Annotated in this window: 15 protein-coding genes; 7 read left to right on the top strand and 8 right to left on the bottom strand. The window is 37.2% G+C overall.

The features are described 5' to 3' along the window. Positions 1-79: 79 nt before the first annotated feature. The 5 genes from yihA to ACIQXI_RS01650 all read right to left on the bottom strand — a co-directional run bounded on the left by yihA (position 80) and on the right by ACIQXI_RS01650 (position 7666). Positions 80-661, bottom strand: coding sequence for a ribosome biogenesis GTP-binding protein YihA/YsxC (yihA, locus tag ACIQXI_RS01670; RefSeq protein WP_024363208.1), 582 nt, complete (start codon positions 659-661; stop codon positions 80-82). Positions 662-665: 4 nt separating this feature from the next. Then, on the bottom strand, positions 666-2990 hold the full coding sequence (gene lon, locus ACIQXI_RS01665) for an endopeptidase La (RefSeq protein WP_402920926.1): 2325 nt from the start codon (positions 2988-2990) through the stop codon (positions 666-668). Positions 2991-3221: 231 nt separating this feature from the next. Further along, positions 3222-4493: an ATP-dependent protease ATP-binding subunit ClpX gene (gene clpX, locus ACIQXI_RS01660; RefSeq protein ID WP_402920923.1), complete on the bottom strand. Its 1272-nt coding sequence runs from the start codon at positions 4491-4493 to the stop codon at positions 3222-3224. Between the two features lie 603 nt (positions 4494-5096). After that, positions 5097-6386: a trigger factor gene (gene tig / locus ACIQXI_RS01655; protein ID WP_402920920.1), complete on the bottom strand. Its 1290-nt coding sequence runs from the start codon at positions 6384-6386 to the stop codon at positions 5097-5099. Between the two features lie 290 nt (positions 6387-6676). Beyond that, positions 6677-7666, bottom strand: a complete 990-nt coding sequence (locus ACIQXI_RS01650) for a CDC27 family protein (RefSeq protein WP_402920917.1) — start codon at positions 7664-7666, stop codon at positions 6677-6679. 198 nt (positions 7667-7864) lie between these two features. Between ACIQXI_RS01650 and ACIQXI_RS01645 the strand changes: the two genes are divergently transcribed. The 6 genes from ACIQXI_RS01645 (at position 7865) to qoxD (ending at position 14162) form a co-directional block, all read left to right on the top strand. After that, complete coding sequence (locus ACIQXI_RS01645; protein WP_402920915.1) at positions 7865-8329, top strand: hypothetical protein; 465 nt, start codon at positions 7865-7867, stop codon at positions 8327-8329. A 265-nt stretch (positions 8330-8594) separates the two neighbouring features. After that, the gene (locus tag ACIQXI_RS01640; protein ID WP_402920912.1) at positions 8595-9437 is read left to right on the top strand and encodes a DUF2785 domain-containing protein; all 843 of its coding nucleotides are present in this window, start codon (positions 8595-8597) and stop codon (positions 9435-9437) included. 933 nt (positions 9438-10370) lie between these two features. After that, the gene (qoxA, locus tag ACIQXI_RS01635) at positions 10371-11309 is read left to right on the top strand and encodes a cytochrome aa3 quinol oxidase subunit II (RefSeq protein ID WP_402920909.1); all 939 of its coding nucleotides are present in this window, start codon (positions 10371-10373) and stop codon (positions 11307-11309) included. Positions 11310-11336: 27 nt separating this feature from the next. Further along, positions 11337-13280: a cytochrome aa3 quinol oxidase subunit I gene (qoxB, locus tag ACIQXI_RS01630; protein WP_402920906.1), complete on the top strand. Its 1944-nt coding sequence runs from the start codon at positions 11337-11339 to the stop codon at positions 13278-13280. 1 nt (position 13281) lies between these two features. Beyond that, complete coding sequence (gene qoxC / locus ACIQXI_RS01625) at positions 13282-13881, top strand: cytochrome aa3 quinol oxidase subunit III (protein ID WP_402920903.1); 600 nt, start codon at positions 13282-13284, stop codon at positions 13879-13881. Next, entirely contained in the window at positions 13881-14162 is a 282-nt protein-coding gene (gene qoxD / locus ACIQXI_RS01620) for a cytochrome aa3 quinol oxidase subunit IV (RefSeq protein ID WP_069508640.1), read from the top strand. Before qoxC ends, qoxD begins: the two co-directional genes overlap by 1 nt. A gap of 107 nt (positions 14163-14269) precedes the next feature. On the opposite strand, the gene ACIQXI_RS01615 is transcribed toward qoxD, so the two are convergent. Next, positions 14270-14692, bottom strand: a complete 423-nt coding sequence (locus ACIQXI_RS01615; protein ID WP_402920900.1) for a universal stress protein — start codon at positions 14690-14692, stop codon at positions 14270-14272. Positions 14693-14745: 53 nt separating this feature from the next. Beyond that, positions 14746-15825: a PQQ-dependent sugar dehydrogenase gene (locus ACIQXI_RS01610; protein WP_402920897.1), complete on the bottom strand. Its 1080-nt coding sequence runs from the start codon at positions 15823-15825 to the stop codon at positions 14746-14748. 138 nt (positions 15826-15963) lie between these two features. On the opposite strand from ACIQXI_RS01610, the gene ACIQXI_RS01605 reads away from it, so the two are divergent. Next, complete coding sequence (locus tag ACIQXI_RS01605) at positions 15964-16377, top strand: NUDIX hydrolase (RefSeq protein ID WP_402920894.1); 414 nt, start codon at positions 15964-15966, stop codon at positions 16375-16377. Positions 16378-16448: 71 nt separating this feature from the next. Here ACIQXI_RS01605 and ACIQXI_RS01600 read toward each other — a convergent pair whose 3' ends face one another. Then, positions 16449-16862 (bottom strand): YugN family protein, encoded by a 414-nt coding sequence (locus tag ACIQXI_RS01600; RefSeq protein ID WP_402920892.1) that lies wholly within the window; start codon positions 16860-16862, stop codon positions 16449-16451. Between the last annotated feature and the right edge of the window lie 179 nt (positions 16863-17041).

The raw sequence follows: 17041 nt of genomic DNA, 5'->3' as shown, positions 1-17041 counted from the left end.
AAATAAGCGATAAATTCTCATTTTTCCACAATAAAAAAACATCTACTGTGCTACATAAGACGCAATAGATGTTTTTTGATTACATTTTATTTTCAATCGTACGCCAAGCTTCTTCAAAACCGATACCTTTTTCAGAAGAGAATACGATAAGCGGATCATTTTTATCCATATCAAGTGTTTCCTTGACAACTTTTTTGTGCTTATCCCACTTACCTTTTGGAATTTTATCTGCCTTCGTTGCAATCACGATACAGGGGATACTGTAATGTTTTAAAAAATCGTACATCATACGATCATCAGCAGTTGGAGGATGACGTAAATCAACGATTTGTACGACCGCTTTTAATTCTTCACGGCCAGTAATATAACGTTCGATCATTTTCCCCCACGCTTCACGCTCTGTTTTAGAAACTTTGGCATAACCGTATCCCGGAACATCCACGAAAAACAGTTGTTCTTCTATTTTGTAAAAATTTAGCGTTTGAGTCTTCCCAGGTTTAGAAGAAATACGCGCTAACGCTTTACGCCCAATCATACGGTTAATGAATGATGATTTCCCAACATTTGAGCGACCTGCTAGTGCAAATTCTGGCAGTCCATCTTCTGGGTATTGGTCCGGTCTTACTGCACTTATGACCATTTCGACATTATGGACTTTCATTTCCTTAAAAACCTCCGTCCAGTGCATATGCTAATACTTCATCAGCAGATGACACTAGTTTAAATGTTAATTGTTCGCGTACACTTTCAGGAATATCTTCAATATCTCGTTCATTATCTTTTGGACAAATAATCGTCGTTAATCCTGCTCTATGTGCGCTTAATGTTTTTTCCTTCAATCCGCCGATTGGTAATACACGGCCACGCAGTGTAATTTCACCTGTCATACCTACTTCACGACGAATCGGACGATGTAAAATTGCTGAAACAATGGCTGTAGCCATCGTAATACCTGCTGACGGGCCATCTTTCGGTACTGCTCCCTCAGGAACATGGATGTGGATATCATGTGTTTCAAAATATTCTGAGTCAACATCGAGCTCTTCTATTTTTGTTCGTACATATGATAACGCAGTTTGCGCAGATTCCTTCATGACATCTCCGAGTTTCCCGGTTAGCTGGATTTTACCCTTACCAGGCGTTAAGGATACCTCAATTTGCAACGTGTCACCACCGACAGTAGTATAAGCGAGCCCTGTTGCTACACCAACTTGATTTTCTTCTTCCGCTTGTCCATAGCGGAAACGGTGCTTACCAAGATAGTCGACTAATGATTTCGAGCTAACTGTAACACGTTTCTTTTCACCAGAAACAATAACTTTAGCAATTTTACGGCAAAGTGTGGCGATTTGACGCTCAAGGCCACGGACACCTGCTTCACGTGTGTAATAGCGTATAATGTCCAACACTGCTTCATCCTTAATTACCACTTGCGTTTTCTTCAAGCCATGCTCTTTTAATTGCTTTGGAATTAAATGATTTTTTGTTATTTGTGCCTTTTCAATTTCTGTATAACCAGCAATCGAAATGACTTCCATACGGTCTAATAAAGGTCCTGGAATGGTGCTTAAATCATTTGCTGTGGCAATAAATAAGACGTTTGATAAATCGTACGGTTCTTCGATGTAATGATCGCTAAACGTATTGTTTTGAGCCGGGTCTAGCACTTCCAACATCGCAGCTGCAGGGTCTCCCCTAAAATCATTCGACATTTTATCAATTTCATCGAGTAAAAATACCGGATTAATCGTACCCGCTTTTTTCATTCCTTGAATAATACGGCCTGGCATTGCTCCGACATACGTACGACGATGTCCTCGAATTTCAGACTCATCGCGCACTCCACCTAAAGAAATTCGAATAAATTTACGATCTAAACTTTCCGCTATGGAGCGTGCTAACGAAGTTTTACCAACCCCTGGAGGGCCCGCCAAACAAAGAATCGGTCCACGTAAAGAATTTTTCAACTGACGCACAGCTAAATATTCAAGTACGCGCTCCTTCACTTTTTCTAAACCATCATGATCACGGTTTAAAATTTCCTCTGCATGTGCAATATTCATGCGATCTTCAGTTGCCTCTGTCCAAGGTAAGGCCACTAACCAGTCAATATAGTTACGAATGACGCCACTTTCCGCACTTGCACTAGGTAGCTTTTCGTAACGATCAAGCTCTTTTAACGCTACTTCTTTTGTCGATTCAGGCATCCCTACTTCTTCGATTTGCTTACGCAATTCAGCGACTTCACCAGTTTTCCCTTCACGATCTCCAAGTTCTGTTTGGATAGCCTTCATTTGTTCGCGTAAGTAATATTCCTTTTGCGTACGCTCCATTGACTGCTTTACTTTTGTATTAATTTTCTTTTCAAGGTCCAGTACCTCTTGCTCATCATGCAAACGAATAATTAAGTGATCTAATCGTTTCTTGACATTAAGCATTTCTAAAACTTCTTGTTTATCCGCAATTTTGATTGGTAAATGCGAGGCAATAATATCAGCAAGACGGCTTGGTTCTTCAATGTCAGCCACAGTATTGATTGTTTCTGTTGTTATTTTGTTGGAGGATTTTGCGTAGCGTTCAAAATATGTTAACAATGTACGCATTAACGCCTGCGTTTCCACATCTTTTTCCACTTTGTCCTCTTTAACATCAATATCAACAACTGTATATTTATCGAATGCTTGATAGTTGGACCACGTTGCACGCGCTACACCTTCCACTAAAATACGTAGCGTGCCATTTGGCAATTTTAGCATTTGCTTTACATAAGCCATTGTACCAACTTGATATAAATCCTGTTCTTCTGGCTGTTCATCGTGCATTTCTTTTTGTGTTACCAATAAAATCAATTGGTCCTCTAACATCGCATGTTCTAGCGCCGCTACAGAACGATTTCTACCCACATCAATATGTAACACCATCGACGGGTATACTAAAAGTCCACGTAAAGGCAATAATGGTACATTTGTTGTTTTTTGAATTGTTACCATGCGGGTATTCACCTCCGTCAAAATTTTCTTGTTCACAATCCCGCGCTTCTAGTATGTGTTTAAAAAACCGATTCACACTATCTATTCAAACGAGCCAAAAATTTCATCTATTTACAGTCGTCAGCTTTATGTATGAATAAAAAGCTGACTCTCGATATGTGCGAACATTGCACAATCGAAGTCAGCTAAGTTACTCTTTTTTTCATAACAATAGACAGCTACGTCTGTTTATTATGCCGAAGTTTTTGTGTCGCTACCTTCATCGAGTTCAGTGCCATCTTCAAGAAGCAATTTCGGTTTCTCTTTATCCGTAATTGTTTTTGCCGTAATGATACATTTTTTCACGTCATCACGTGATGGTAGTTCGTACATTACTTCCAGCATTGTTGACTCAATAATTGAACGAAGACCACGTGCACCTGTTTTACGCTCAATTGCTTCCTTTGCAATTTCAGAAAGGGCACCTTCATCAAACTCAAGCTCAACACCATCTAGCTCCAGCATTTTTTGATATTGCTTCGCTAGCGCATTTTTTGGTTCCGTCAAAATTTGTACAAGTGCAGCCTCATTCAGTTGTTCTAGGCTTGCAAGTACCGGTAAACGACCGATGAATTCCGGAATCAGACCAAACTTCAACAAATCTTCTGGAATTAATTTCGACATTAATGAACCTTCGTCCACTTCTTCCTTATTAGGATCTGAGCCGAAACCAATTACTTTTTCACCTTGACGACGTTTAATAATGGATTCAATACCATCAAAAGCACCGCCTACGATAAATAAAATATTTGTTGTATCGATTTGTAAAAACTCTTGGTGTGGATGCTTACGTCCGCCTTGTGGAGGTACACTTGCAACAGTGCCTTCTAAAATTTTAAGTAACGCCTGTTGAACCCCTTCACCAGAAACATCGCGCGTAATCGAAGGATTTTCTGATTTACGTGCAACTTTGTCGATTTCATCGATATAGATAATCCCTTTTTCTGCACGTTCGATATCATAATCTGCTGATTGAATTAATTTTAATAAAATATTTTCAACGTCTTCACCCACATACCCAGCTTCTGTTAAAGAAGTAGCATCTGCAATTGCGAAAGGAACGTTTAGTATACGTGCTAAAGTTTGAGCTAATAATGTTTTACCGCTACCAGTTGGGCCGATTAACACAATGTTCGATTTTGCTAATTCCACATCATCAATTTTACTATTTGTATTGATGCGTTTGTAGTGATTGTAAACCGCAACCGCTAAGGCTTTTTTAGCACGCTCTTGTCCAATTACATATTCATTTAAAATCGATAAGATCTCTTTTGGTTTCGGAATATCTTGAAAATCGATTTCTTCCTCAACACCTAGTTCTTCTACAACGATTTCTGAACAAAGTTCGATACATTCATCACAAATATAAACACCGGGACCTGCAACTAGTTTACGTACTTGTTCTTGTGGCTTGCCACAGAATGAGCATTTTAAATTGCCTTTTTCATCATTAAATTTGAACAATATGTTTCACCCCTATTCAAGCTACAATCTTACAAGATTATTGAACCATTATCAAATAAATTGATTGTAACATTTACGTCATGGCGCAAATGCCTCTAGATTTTGAATTATTTTCAAGTTTTCAAGCAGCAGGACAGTTAGCTAAGTAATGGCAGCATTTGCGCATAAACCATTAACCGCTGTTTGCTCGTTTTCATGCCGATAATTCGTGTTGATGCGACCAGTTTGACTAACCCATGACCACTGCCTGATATTTAGCTTCATTGCTCAGAAGTTGAAGCTCCCTCAATCGTAAAACCTAAGTGCATTCTTTCTTCATTAATGAAGGCGATAGTACTACTGCTACTTTTCGGCTTTACTACAAATGAAGTTAAAATTTAGCATCGTGTAATAAGTTTAACAACAATACTATGTATAAGATATTAACTAAAGTTGCCTCCAAAAGTATAACAGTTAGTAAAAATCAGACTAACTTTTTGTCTCCTCGACTGTGAGAGGTTGGGGCCCCTTTAGCCTAAACTAAAAAGCTATGTGTGATAAAACAAGGTACGGTTTAACGCCGTACCTTGTCTTGTTATTTTTTTATCTAGTTACGTAAAAATCTTATTCAGTAATTTTAGCGTTTTCCACTAAAAATTCAACTGTTTTTTGAATTTTAATATCATTTTCAAGAACAGCAGTACCGCCAAGAGCGCCAGTAATTTGTTCTTTTGTCATGTTGAATTGAGCAGCCATTTTTTCTAATTCAGCTTCGATATCAGCTTCAGTAGCTTCAATTTTTTCTGCATCAGCAATTGCTTCAAGTGTTAAAGAAACACGTACGCGATTTTCTGCTTCTTCTTTCATTTGACCACGTAAATCTTCTTCTGATTGACCAGAGAATTGGTAGTAAAGATCTAAGTTCATACCTTGCATTTGTAAACGTTGACCAAACTCTTGTAACATGCGATCTGTTTCTGAGTTAATCATACCAGCTGGTACTTCGAACTCTGCATTGTCAGCAGCTTTTTCTACTAATTCGTCACGAAGTGTTGCATCTGATTCTGCTTGTTTTTGAGAAGCAGTTTGTTCTTTAATTTTTGCACGTAATGCTTCTACGCCTTCAACTTCTGGATCTAATTCTTTTGCAAACTCATCGTTAAGCTCTGGAAGAACTTTTGTTTTAACTTCTTTCACAGTTACTTTGAAAGTAGCTTCTTTACCAGCTAATTCAGCAGCATGGTATTCTTCTGGGAAAGTAACAGCAACATCTTTTTCTTCGCCAGCTTTAACGCCTACTAATTGCTCTTCAAATCCAGGAATGAATGAACCTGAACCGATTTCTAATGGGTAATCTTCACCTTTACCACCTTCGAAAGCTTCTTCACCTACAAAACCTTCAAAGTCAATTACAGCTGTATCGCCTTCTACGATAGCTTCATCTTCTTTAATTTCAAGTTCAGCTTTACGTGCTAATTGTTCTTGAATTTGCGCTTCAACTTCTTCTTCTGTTACTTCAACTGGAAGTTTCGTAACTTCTAAGCCTTTGTATTCGCCAAGTTTTGGTTCTGGTTTCACTGTTACTTGAGCAGTGAATGAGAAATCTTGACCGTGTACGAAGTTTTCTGTACCAGAAATTTCTGGGTAATCAACTGGCATAATACCAGCTTCGTCGATAGCTTTTGAATAAGATTCTGGCACGATGATTTCTAAAGCATCTTGATATAAAGATTCAATTCCAAAACGTTGTTCAAACATTTTACGAGGCATTTTACCTTTACGGAAACCTGGTACGTTAATTTGTTTTACAACTTTTTTGAATGCTTGGTCCATTGCTGCATCAACTTCTGCAGCTGGTACTTCGATTGTTAGAGTACCGATATTACCTTCTTGTTTTTCCCATTTTGCTGACATGTATAAATACCTCCAAAATAATCTAGTTTCAATTACCATAACGTAATTGCGTCCGGATTTCGATCTCTCGATAACTTTTTGTAAAAATCCGCAACATGTGTCAAAGACTTAGTATAAAGTAATAGTTTTAAACACCTTACACAACACTAAAAACCTTTGACATTTATCCACCTACTTTGTCAAGAAGGGGATATCGGTTGAATCAAGTTTAAATGTTAGACAATTTATTCGTAACTACGATTTTGACAACCATTTTAGTATATCATAGATGCGTATAGTTTCAACTTATTTCATACTTCATGGAGTTCTGTTAGTTTTTCTAACATTTGTAAAAAGTCGATAATTTCATCGTCCATTTCTTGACCATTGCCAAGCATTGCTTGAACAAAATCGATGTAACTATTAGCTATATCCTCCGCTTTAAATGGATGCCATTCAAAAGGATATGTCACAATGGCATGCTTAGCCATTAAATATTGTACCATTTCTAACGTTGATGGGTCTTGCTCTAATTTAGATTCTATCATTTTTTTCACTTCAACATACTGCTGTAGTTGATTAGGCAACGCCAGTTGCGTTGGATTGATTACTGTTGTTTGTTCAAATTTCGTAACAGCCACTTCCAGTGATACCTCTTGTTCAACAAGTAAAATAAGAGCAAGACTTTGGACAAATGGATGGATATCCGCGCATTCGATAATGGCCTTTAACGCCATTTTTAACTGCCTTACATTCGTATCCATTAATCGATGCAGTCGCAAAGACTGTTCATTTGGCGTTAATGCCTTAAATTTTGCTAAATCATACTCTTGCTCTTCTATTAACTCTTGTACATCTTCTCTTTGTTGAAGGTTTTTAGCCACTTCACTATTAATTTGTTTTAAACGTTCAAACTTTTCTAGTTGGGCTTCTGGAAGTACCTTTTCTTCAATTAAGGTAGTAATAATCGCTTCTACTTGGTGGTATTCCTTCAATTGCATACAAATGGTAATATATAGCTCCATCACTTCCACATACATAGAGGTGCCCATAGCTAATAACTGCTCACATACTTCTTTTGCTTTTACATATTGCTTTAGTTCATATAATGAATATGCATAGACACTTAAGGCTTTTTCATCCCCATTTTCATATAGAAACGCCTTCTCAAAGCACGCGATAGCATTTTCATATTGATATTTTTCCGCGAACATATGGCCCTCCCGAATTAACATTTCAGTTGCGCCAGGAAAAACAACAACATTGTCATGTTTAATAACATGACGCTTTTGCTTTGCCATTTCACTCACCTCTTTAACTCTACATTTTTAAAATTGTTTATTATTTACAAAAATAATTGAATTTCTATTCATATTTTTCAATAAATTGAATTATAATTAATAATACCCACCATAAAGATGCTTCATAACAAATAGTTCTTCAACTACATAACCATAGTCAACTAGAAGAAAACAAGTTGTTCACAAGGAGTGTAAGTCATGCCATTAACGGATACATTTACTGAATTTGATAGTCGTATCTCCCCAGCATTTGAGTCACTATCAATTAAAGTTATATCAATCACAACAGCACACGGCCCACAACAAGATTATTCAATTGACTTCGAGTTTTTTACGCACACAAAAATCAATCCATTTTCGCAAGAAGCAACGACACATATTTCGAGTATTCAAGGACATATCCCCGGTTCCATTTCAATCGGGCATCATCAGGATTCACTTTTTATTATTCCCCAAAGTGTCGATATTGAATGCAATTATAAAATTCTGCACATCGATACAAAAGATATGGAACGAATTTTACAGCATCCTCAACCCACTCTCCATTACAGTGAGTGGATTTTAGATGCCATTAAAAACGCAAGTATTTTGGTAGACTTAAAAACAAATCAAAATTCAGTTATCGAATGGCCACTTGGCATAAAATCAGCTGTTATATTATAGGAAGCTAAACAAAATTCGTGTATGTACATCATGCTTTTGCAACCGACTAGCGCATAATCAATTCCTTTGTCTTAGACATACTTTAAGTATGTCTTTTTGTCGTCCTTCAACACTAATCCTATTTTCGTTGCGCTATAATCATATCAGCTTTCCAATGATTCCGGTATTCCTATTGTGAAAGTAACCATTAAAAAATACACATCTGATAAATTTCTTTCGTAAAGCATGTATAATAACAATTAGATTTACAATTGGAGGCATTTTCATGGATATAAAAGAAGCATTACAATCATTTTCTTCTATGACAAGTTCAGCACGACAAGCGTTTTTTCAAAAAGAGGGCGACTGGCTGCTAAAGGAAATGTTAGCACACATCGGTTCTACAGATGAAAAACTTCGCGATCGTCTTATATACAGAACATTTGTCGACTTGCTCAGTGATAATTTTCTAAGTCCACAGCAACTTCAATATTTGTTTGATACGGCAACAAGTGATGATTTCTTATATGCCGATATCGGCGAACAGATAGGGGACAGTGTCTTTACACGTTCTTTTTCTGCATTACTTGTTGCTAACATACTAACTAAAGATAGTGAACTTCTTATTCTAGATGATAGTCACTTACAATTGTTCTTCAAAAAAATTGGCCGTTATATGTTACTTGAAAAGGATACAAGAGGATACGTGGAAGGAAAAGGTTGGGCTCATAGCCTCGCACACGGTGCCGATTTAGCTGCTGCAACAATCAGACATCCTAAGTTTGATTGTCAACATGCGCCCGCCATTTTACATGCTCTAAAACTAGTAACTTGGAAAGATGTAGTTTATGTCAACGATGAGGAAGAACGCTTTGTAAATATTTTCGAGGCATTATTAGAACGCAACTATTCCGAGGATGCATTATCCGAGTGGGTGGAGCAAGCTTTTGATAAGTTTGAATTGCACTTAGTCACACAAGGCTACAACGAAAGCTTTTTCAGCGGACGAACTTGCACTTTAAATACGATGAAGACTTTGTTTTTCGCTTTAAAAATGAGAAATTTAGCCCCGAAACTTCAAAACACACTGTATATACATGTAGCAAAGTGGCTCAAGCTCGGTTCTTAAAATACTTTTAGATGTCAGGACAAAACAGCAAAAGTGTTAGATTGATCGCCATCAATCTAACACTTTTTATATTTCAGTTAAAGTCCACGAATGCTACAATGCTCACATTTCCCATGTACTCATTATATGAACTAACATAATATGTGCAATTTCAATATTGACCCATCACTACTTTTAAACTATTCCAACTTATGACATTACCGAGAATGAGCCGTAATATCGATATACTAATATTTGTAATTTATAGAAATCATTCAATTATTTTAACATAATTTTAATCAAGTCCCAAAATACCCCTTAATAATGATTCCTTTCATAGAAAATTTATCCTTTAAGGCATACAAAACTGTCTTTTTATATACTCCTTTTTTTAAAAAAATGCAACTAAAAACAATCAAAAACATTGTTGTGCCACGGATTTTATTACAAATCATCGTCTAAAATGTGAAATGATAAATTTCACAAAAAAAATATTTACTTAGTTAAATATGATAAACGCAGTATTTTCAACGTTTATACAGTGCTAAATTATTATAACCTTAAAATACCAATAGCAAAATAGCTTTTTTTGTTCAAAAAATGTTCATATTCACCCCCTATTCGTTATCAATTTTATAATTAATTATTTTTTTTTCTAGTGAAGCGGGCGTATAATCCTATATGCAAACAAAGACATGATGTGACCATCGACATTGAATTTTTGTCTAATTCATGGTGCAATCATCATCGTGTTTATGAACGCTTGCAACAGACCAATCAAATACTAGACTTTACGTTTCATATAGAAACATGCAATTGTCTTTGTAAACACAACAGTACTTGATTGGTACATCAGTAAAAAGAGGTGACCTCAATACCCACTATTTGTAAATGTGCATCAATACTACTACACATTAAATTTATGAATAGCCGTTTTATAGAAAGGAGTCAAACATGAATAAAAAATTAAGCTTAATGTTTTTAGCATTTGGCGCTATCGCAATCCTTTCTGGATGTGAACCATTAACAGTTTTCAATCCAAAAGGACCGAATGCTCAAACATTATCAAACACAATTATTTTATCCATTATTACAATGGCAGTTATTTTACTAGTCGTGTATGTGCTTTTCGCGTTTATGTTAACAAAATATCGTGCATCTAAAGCATCTGCCGATTATGAGCCACCTCATGAAGAAGGTAGTCACGTATTAGAGATTACGTGGACAGTTATTCCTATTATTATCGTAGCATTCCTAGCAATTGTTACTGTTAAGACAACTAGTACGGTAGAATCATCACCAGAAGGTTATGACAATAAAGAACCTCTAGTTATTTATGCAGCATCTTCAAACTGGAAATGGCACTTTAGCTATCCAGAACAAGGTATTGAGACTGTGAACTATGTAAACATTCCAACTGATCGTCCAATCGAATTCAAATTGTATTCTTTCGGACCAATCACAAGTTTCTGGATTCCACAGTTAGCTGGTCAAAAATATGCGATGAGTGACATGTTAACAACTATTCACCTTGCAGCTGATGAAGTTGGCTCGTTCATGGGTCGTAACTCTAACTTTAACGGTCGTGGATTTGCGGAAATGGAATTTGAAGCACAATCTATGACACAAGCAGACTTCGATCAATGGGTTAAGGACGTAAAAGCGAACGAAAAACCATTAACTGAAGAAAAATTCAAAGAACTATTAGCAGCTGAACATGTAGGTCGTTCAAGCTACTCATCTACTCACTTAGATTTCAGCCCAGCACCAATGGCACATGGTGATATGGATATGGGGGGTATGGATCATAGCGACATGGATATGTCTGATGAAGACATGAATCATGAAGATATGGACCATTCAACTGATGCCGAATCAACACATTCACACTAATTTTCAAATTTGAAAGGAGCGCATCCTATGAGTATGGAAGAATTATTCCATCCACTGCAAGAACCGATGATTTTAGCGGCAGCTATCAGTATCGTAGTTGGTGCAGTTGTTGTCGTAGCAGGCCTTACGTATTTTAAAAAATGGGGCTACTTCTATAAAAACTGGCTATCAACAGTCGATCATAAAAAAATCGGTATTATGTATATCGCCGTAGCATTATTAATGCTATTCCGCGGTGGTATCGACGCACTTTTAATGCGTGCACAAACAGCTGTTCCTGATAACGGACTTCTTGATGCACAACATTATAACGAGATTTTCACTACACATGGTTTAATCATGATTCTATTTATGGCGATGCCATTTGTTATCGGTTTAATGAACATCGTTATTCCATTACAAATTGGTGCACGCGACGTTGCATTCCCACGCCTTAATGCAGTTAGCTTCTGGGCATTCGCTGCAGGTTGTGGTTTACTGAACCTATCATTCATTATTGGTGGTTCTCCGGATGCAGGTTGGACAGCTTACTTCCCATTAGCAAGCACAGATTTCAGTCCAACTGTAGGGAATAACTATTATTCTTTAGCACTACAATTATCAGGTATTGGTACGTTATTAACGGGTGTGAACTTCATCACAACGATCTTTAAAATGCGTGCTCCTGGTATGACATTAATGAAAATGCCAATGTTCTCTTGGTCAATTTTAATTACAAACGTTATTATCGTATTCGCGTTCCCAGTATTAACTGTTGCGCTTGCATTAATGATGTTAGACCGTCAATTCGGTACAAAATTCTTTGCTATGACAGACGGTGGTATGGACATGCTTTGGGCCAACCTATTCTGGGTTTGGGGACATCCTGAAGTTTATATCGTTATCCTACCTGCCTTCGGTATATTCTCTGAAGTTATTGCGACATTCGCACGTAAAAACTTATACGGTTATAAATCAATGGTAATGAGTATGGTTGTCATTTCATTACTATCATTCTTAGTATGGGCCCACCACTTCTATACAATGGGTCACGGCGTTATGGTAAACAGTGTATTCTCTATTACAACAATGGCGATTGCTGTTCCAACCGGGGTTAAGATGTTCAACTGGTTGCTCACAATGAGACACGGTAAGATTCAATTCACTACCCCAATGCTTTATGCACTAGGCTTTATTCCAATCTTCACTATTGGTGGGGTTACAGGGGTAATGCTAGCAATGGCAAGTGCCGACTATCAATATCACAATACGATGTTCTTAGTTGCCCACTTCCACTATGTATTAATTCCAGGTACAGTATTTGGTGTACTTGCAGGTTACCACTTCTGGTGGCCAAAAATGTTCGGTTTCCGTTTAAACGAAAAATTAGGGAAAGCTGGTTTCTGGTTTATCGCTATCAGCTTCAACGTAACATTCTTCCCTCTATTCATTTTAGGTTTAGATGGTTATGCTCGTCGTATGTACACATACTCAGCTTCAACTGGTTACGGTCCTTTAAACATGCTATCGTTCATCGGTGCACTTGGACTTGCAGTCGGCTTTGCGTTAATCTGTTATAACATTTACTACAGCTGGAAACATATGCCTCGTAACGAGAAAGCAGATGTTTGGGATGGTCGTTCATTAGAATGGGCTACTCACTCTCCAGTTCCTGAATACAACTTTGCAGTAGTACCAACTATTTCTCGTTTAGACGAGTTCTGGTTCGCGAAAAAAGAAGGTCGCGATATTACTGCTGGTAAAATTGAAAAGATCCACATGCCTAACAATACAGGTACTCCATTCTGGACAAGTGGTTTCTTATTCCTAGCAGCATTCTTCGCTGTATTTAGTCTATGGATTCCAGCCATTATCAGCATGCTTGTTGTATTTGGCTTCATGGCTCATCGTTCATTTGAAGATGATCATGGTCGTTACATTTCAGTTGAAGAAATTATGGAGACTGAAAAAAGTTTGAGAGGTGATAAATAATATGAAAATCGATTCTTCACTTCCATTAGAATATAGTACAGAGGAAAACCGCTTAAAGATTTTTGGTTTCTGGATCTTCCTTGGCGCCGAAATCATGTTATTCGCTACACTCTTTGCTGTCTATTTCACGCTTCACACTCGTACAGGTAGTGGCCCAGACGGTGCTGAGATTTTCGAGTTAACACCAGTTTTACTAGAAACATTCTTACTACTAGCAAGTAGTTTCACAATTGGTCTTGGCGTACACGCTATGCGTCTTGGCAATAAAAAAGCAATGATGACATTCTTCATCATTACACTTATTTTAGGTATTGGTTTCTTAGGTATTGAGATCGATGAGTTCTTCACTTATGTTCATGAAGGTGCAACGATTACAACAAGTGCATTTTTATCTTCATTAATGACTTTACTTGGTACGCACGGTGCCCACGTAACATTTGGTTTCTTCTGGGGCGTGGCAATTTTAATCCAAGTGGCTCGTCGTGGCTTAAACCCACAAACGGCTAACAAAGCGTTTATCTTCTCACTGTACTGGCACTTCCTAGACGTAGTTTGGATTTTCATCTTCAGCTTCGTCTACTTGAAAGGACTGATTAGCTGATGAAGGAATTATTCCCAAAACAACATGTGATGGGCTTCGGCTTCTCACTGTTACTAACAATTATCGCTTTAGCAGTTGTGAAATTTGATATGTCTTACAACATGGCATTTGCAATCCTATTAGTGACTGCACTTGCACAAGCAACTGTTCAATTAGTATTATTCATGCACATCGGTGAATCTGAAGATAAGAAAACATTATATACAACAATCTTATATTCAGTATTCGTCGCTGTTGTGACAATCCTTGGTACATTATTCGCAATGATCTGGGGTTACTAATAAAAAGAGCCGAGAAAATGGTCATCATTTTCTCGGCCTTTTTTTATCGCTAACTTTCGCAATCTCCTAAATTGATTCTCTTGGTATGAACAATACTTTATACTAACTTAACGAACAATCAAGACATCACATGAAGCCATACGGACGATACGTTCAGCAACTGAGCCAAGTACCATTTTCTCTAATTGATTTAACCCTGTTGCACCACATACAAGTAAGTCAACAGCAGGAAGTTGAGTCAAAATACTTTTCGGTGATCCGGTTTCTACAATCGCTAATACTTCCGTTACATGTGCTGCTAGCGCATCTTGTTTTAAGTTTTCTATTTTACTAAAATGCTCTTCTTTTAATTTCTCCGCATATTTTAAGTCATATGCTGTAATCGCACCAAACGATTTTGTGTCAATTACATTAACTAATTGTAGTGTTGCCCCATACTCTATTGCTAATTTTACCGCCCTTTCATAGGCTTTAATCGACTGTTGTGAAAAATCGATAGCAACAGCGATTGTCTTATAATTCGTGGCCATTATTGCTCTCCTCCATCTTTTGCTTAGAATTCAAAGTTTTCAAAATCATTATATCATAGTGGTATTCGATATAATTTATCATCATTATTTTGTGGGTTTCCACGTCCATCTGTATTATTACTGACAAAATAAAGATACTCCTCATCTATTAAAATATCTCGAATCCTCCCAAGCCCGGTAATTAGTTCTCTTTGTGTATTCGTAGCAAGATTAAATTCCAGTATCGCAGTACCTCTTAATGCAGCCACATACAACTTGTTATCAAAATAAGCCATACCGGAAGGAGCCCATGTTGTATGACTGCCTGACGTAAATAATGGAGCTATCATGCCTTGGTGTGTTTCCGTCCCTTCAATAATTGGCCAACCATAGTTTTGACCTGCTTCGATGTTATTTATTTCATCATTTGCACTGTTACCATGCTCACTAGCATATAACACGCCATCTGACGACCATGCTAACCCTTGAGGATTACGATGCCCATAACTGTAGACTACTGAATTCGGAAATGGATTATCCTGTGGCACAGAGCCATCTAAATTCAAACGCAAAATTTTCCCTTCTAAGGATGATGGGTCTTGTGCGACTGACGCTTGCACAGCATCCCCCACTGTTGCGTATAGCTTGCCATCAGGGCCCAATTTCAGGCGTCCACCATGATGAAAGGTACCACTTACAATATGATCAAGTAGCAATTGCTCTTCATGCCAAACATCGCCCTCTTGTCGAAGTGTCACAATACGATTAAACTGTTTATCACCATGGACATACGTATAATAAGCGTACGCAAGCTTTGATTGTCTAAAATCTGGCGCCAAGACAAACCCTAATAATCCGGCTTCAGCTGCTGTCGCCAATTCCTTTTTCAAACGAACTTGTTGTCTGTCCATTGTGCCCTCTTGTATTTTTACAATATGCCCTGTTCGCTCTGTAATGTAAAACATATTTTCAAGCTTTTCAATTGCCCATGGTATGTCTAAATTATCTGCAATTACTTCTATCTCCACATTGTTTAGTGTTTGAATAGCTGTATCATTCTCCTGCGCCTGATTTTTTGATTGCGGTTGGCTATTTGCTGAACACCCTACCATCATAATCATCATTAATAACAGAAAACCGCTTCTTCTCTTCAATCACATTCCCTCATTTCTCTAAAGTTATTTTATTACAAATCTAGCCCTATTATTTAAAACACTGTTTACTTTCCATTTAAATTCCAATAAACTATTATGTACATATTTAGCTTAAAAAAGAAATGAAAAGGAGAGACAATGGAAGAAGTTAAAGTCGTCTATGCATTAATTAGAAATCACAATAATCATGTATTAATGGTTCTCAATCATGAAGGACATTGGTCCCTTCCTGGTGGAAAAGTGGAAGCGCACGAAACACTGATTGAAGCTACTATTCGGGAAGTTAAAGAAGAAACTGGCTATAATATAGAAGTAGGAAAGTTACTCGCGGTAAATGAAGCCAAATTGACTCTTCGAAATCATCATGCTTTATTTTTTACATTTGAAGCGCAAATAATAAATGGTGAGGAAGAAATAACATTGCCTGATGAAATAGCGCAAATTGAATGGGCTGCTATTGACATAGCCAACCTTCGAATGCCTTATTATATAGGTGGAATGAACAAGCTTGATCATCATCATGCACTTTATCACTATGAAGGTCTTGTATAATTTGACGTTTTTAAGCAAAATAAAAGCCACTACTTTTAAAAAGTGTGACTAACGTTATGTTGGTGTAAAGTCTAGTGAAAATAAGGAAGAACTTTTTCCGTAACTACCTTTTCACCAACTTGTATCCATTTACTTTTATCATGGATATGTCCATCTTTATCAAGCGGTTCTTGGAATTGACTCGCTCCTGTTGCATCAAGCAATGAGCCCTCATCATAATCTAAGCCTACATTTACAACATGCTTAATAACAAAAGGGTTTTGAAAGCGAATTTGCGCATCATAAAAATCTAGTTCTCCTTGTGTTACGATAAAAGGTACACGCAAATAGATTGTTTCGCCTCCCTCACTCGATAAAATTGTATCAAAGCTCCCTTTGTGATACTCCCAATTGCCTCCAATAGTAAACCCATGTCTCTCAATATGATCACGTAAATAGCCAAAACCAATTTCTTTGCCAACAATACTCGATTCAATTTGTAACAATGGTATACCCTCCTTTACTTTGACTTCAGTCTATCCTAAAGATATCAATACCAAACCAACTTCTCCATATCCAAAAAAAATTGATGGAGGTAAAAAGAAACAAGTATTAGCTTGGCTAAAGTCAATCTTTTTGCTACATCATTGTTGTTCGCTACAGTGGTACTTTCCTTACAGCGCCA

The sequence above is a fragment of the Lysinibacillus sp. NPDC097195 genome, from assembly GCF_044762075.1.
GTDB lineage: Bacteria > Bacillota > Bacilli > Bacillales_A > Planococcaceae > Lysinibacillus.
Note: the sequence above shows the minus strand (reverse complement) of the source record. Positions and strands in the feature narration are given on the sequence as shown.

Bases quoted from the DNA above. Each gene is read 5' to 3' on its own strand.
- yihA (WP_024363208.1), bottom strand. From the start codon at position 661: ATGAAAGTCCATAATGTCGAAATGGTCATAAGTGCAGTAAGACCGGAC.
- lon (WP_402920926.1), bottom strand. From the start codon at position 2,990: ATGGTAACAATTCAAAAAACAACAAATGTACCATTATTGCCTTTACGT.
- tig (WP_402920920.1), bottom strand. From the start codon at position 6,386: ATGTCAGCAAAATGGGAAAAACAAGAAGGTAATATCGGTACTCTAACA.
- ACIQXI_RS01650 (WP_402920917.1), bottom strand. From the start codon at position 7,666: ATGGCAAAGCAAAAGCGTCATGTTATTAAACATGACAATGTTGTTGTT.
- ACIQXI_RS01645 (WP_402920915.1), top strand. From the start codon at position 7,865: ATGCCATTAACGGATACATTTACTGAATTTGATAGTCGTATCTCCCCA.
- ACIQXI_RS01640 (WP_402920912.1), top strand. From the start codon at position 8,595: ATGGATATAAAAGAAGCATTACAATCATTTTCTTCTATGACAAGTTCA.
- qoxA (WP_402920909.1), top strand. From the start codon at position 10,371: ATGAATAAAAAATTAAGCTTAATGTTTTTAGCATTTGGCGCTATCGCA.
- qoxB (WP_402920906.1), top strand. From the start codon at position 11,337: ATGAGTATGGAAGAATTATTCCATCCACTGCAAGAACCGATGATTTTA.
- qoxC (WP_402920903.1), top strand. From the start codon at position 13,282: ATGAAAATCGATTCTTCACTTCCATTAGAATATAGTACAGAGGAAAAC.
- qoxD (WP_069508640.1), top strand. From the start codon at position 13,881: ATGAAGGAATTATTCCCAAAACAACATGTGATGGGCTTCGGCTTCTCA.
- ACIQXI_RS01615 (WP_402920900.1), bottom strand. From the start codon at position 14,692: ATGGCCACGAATTATAAGACAATCGCTGTTGCTATCGATTTTTCACAA.
- ACIQXI_RS01605 (WP_402920894.1), top strand. From the start codon at position 15,964: ATGGAAGAAGTTAAAGTCGTCTATGCATTAATTAGAAATCACAATAAT.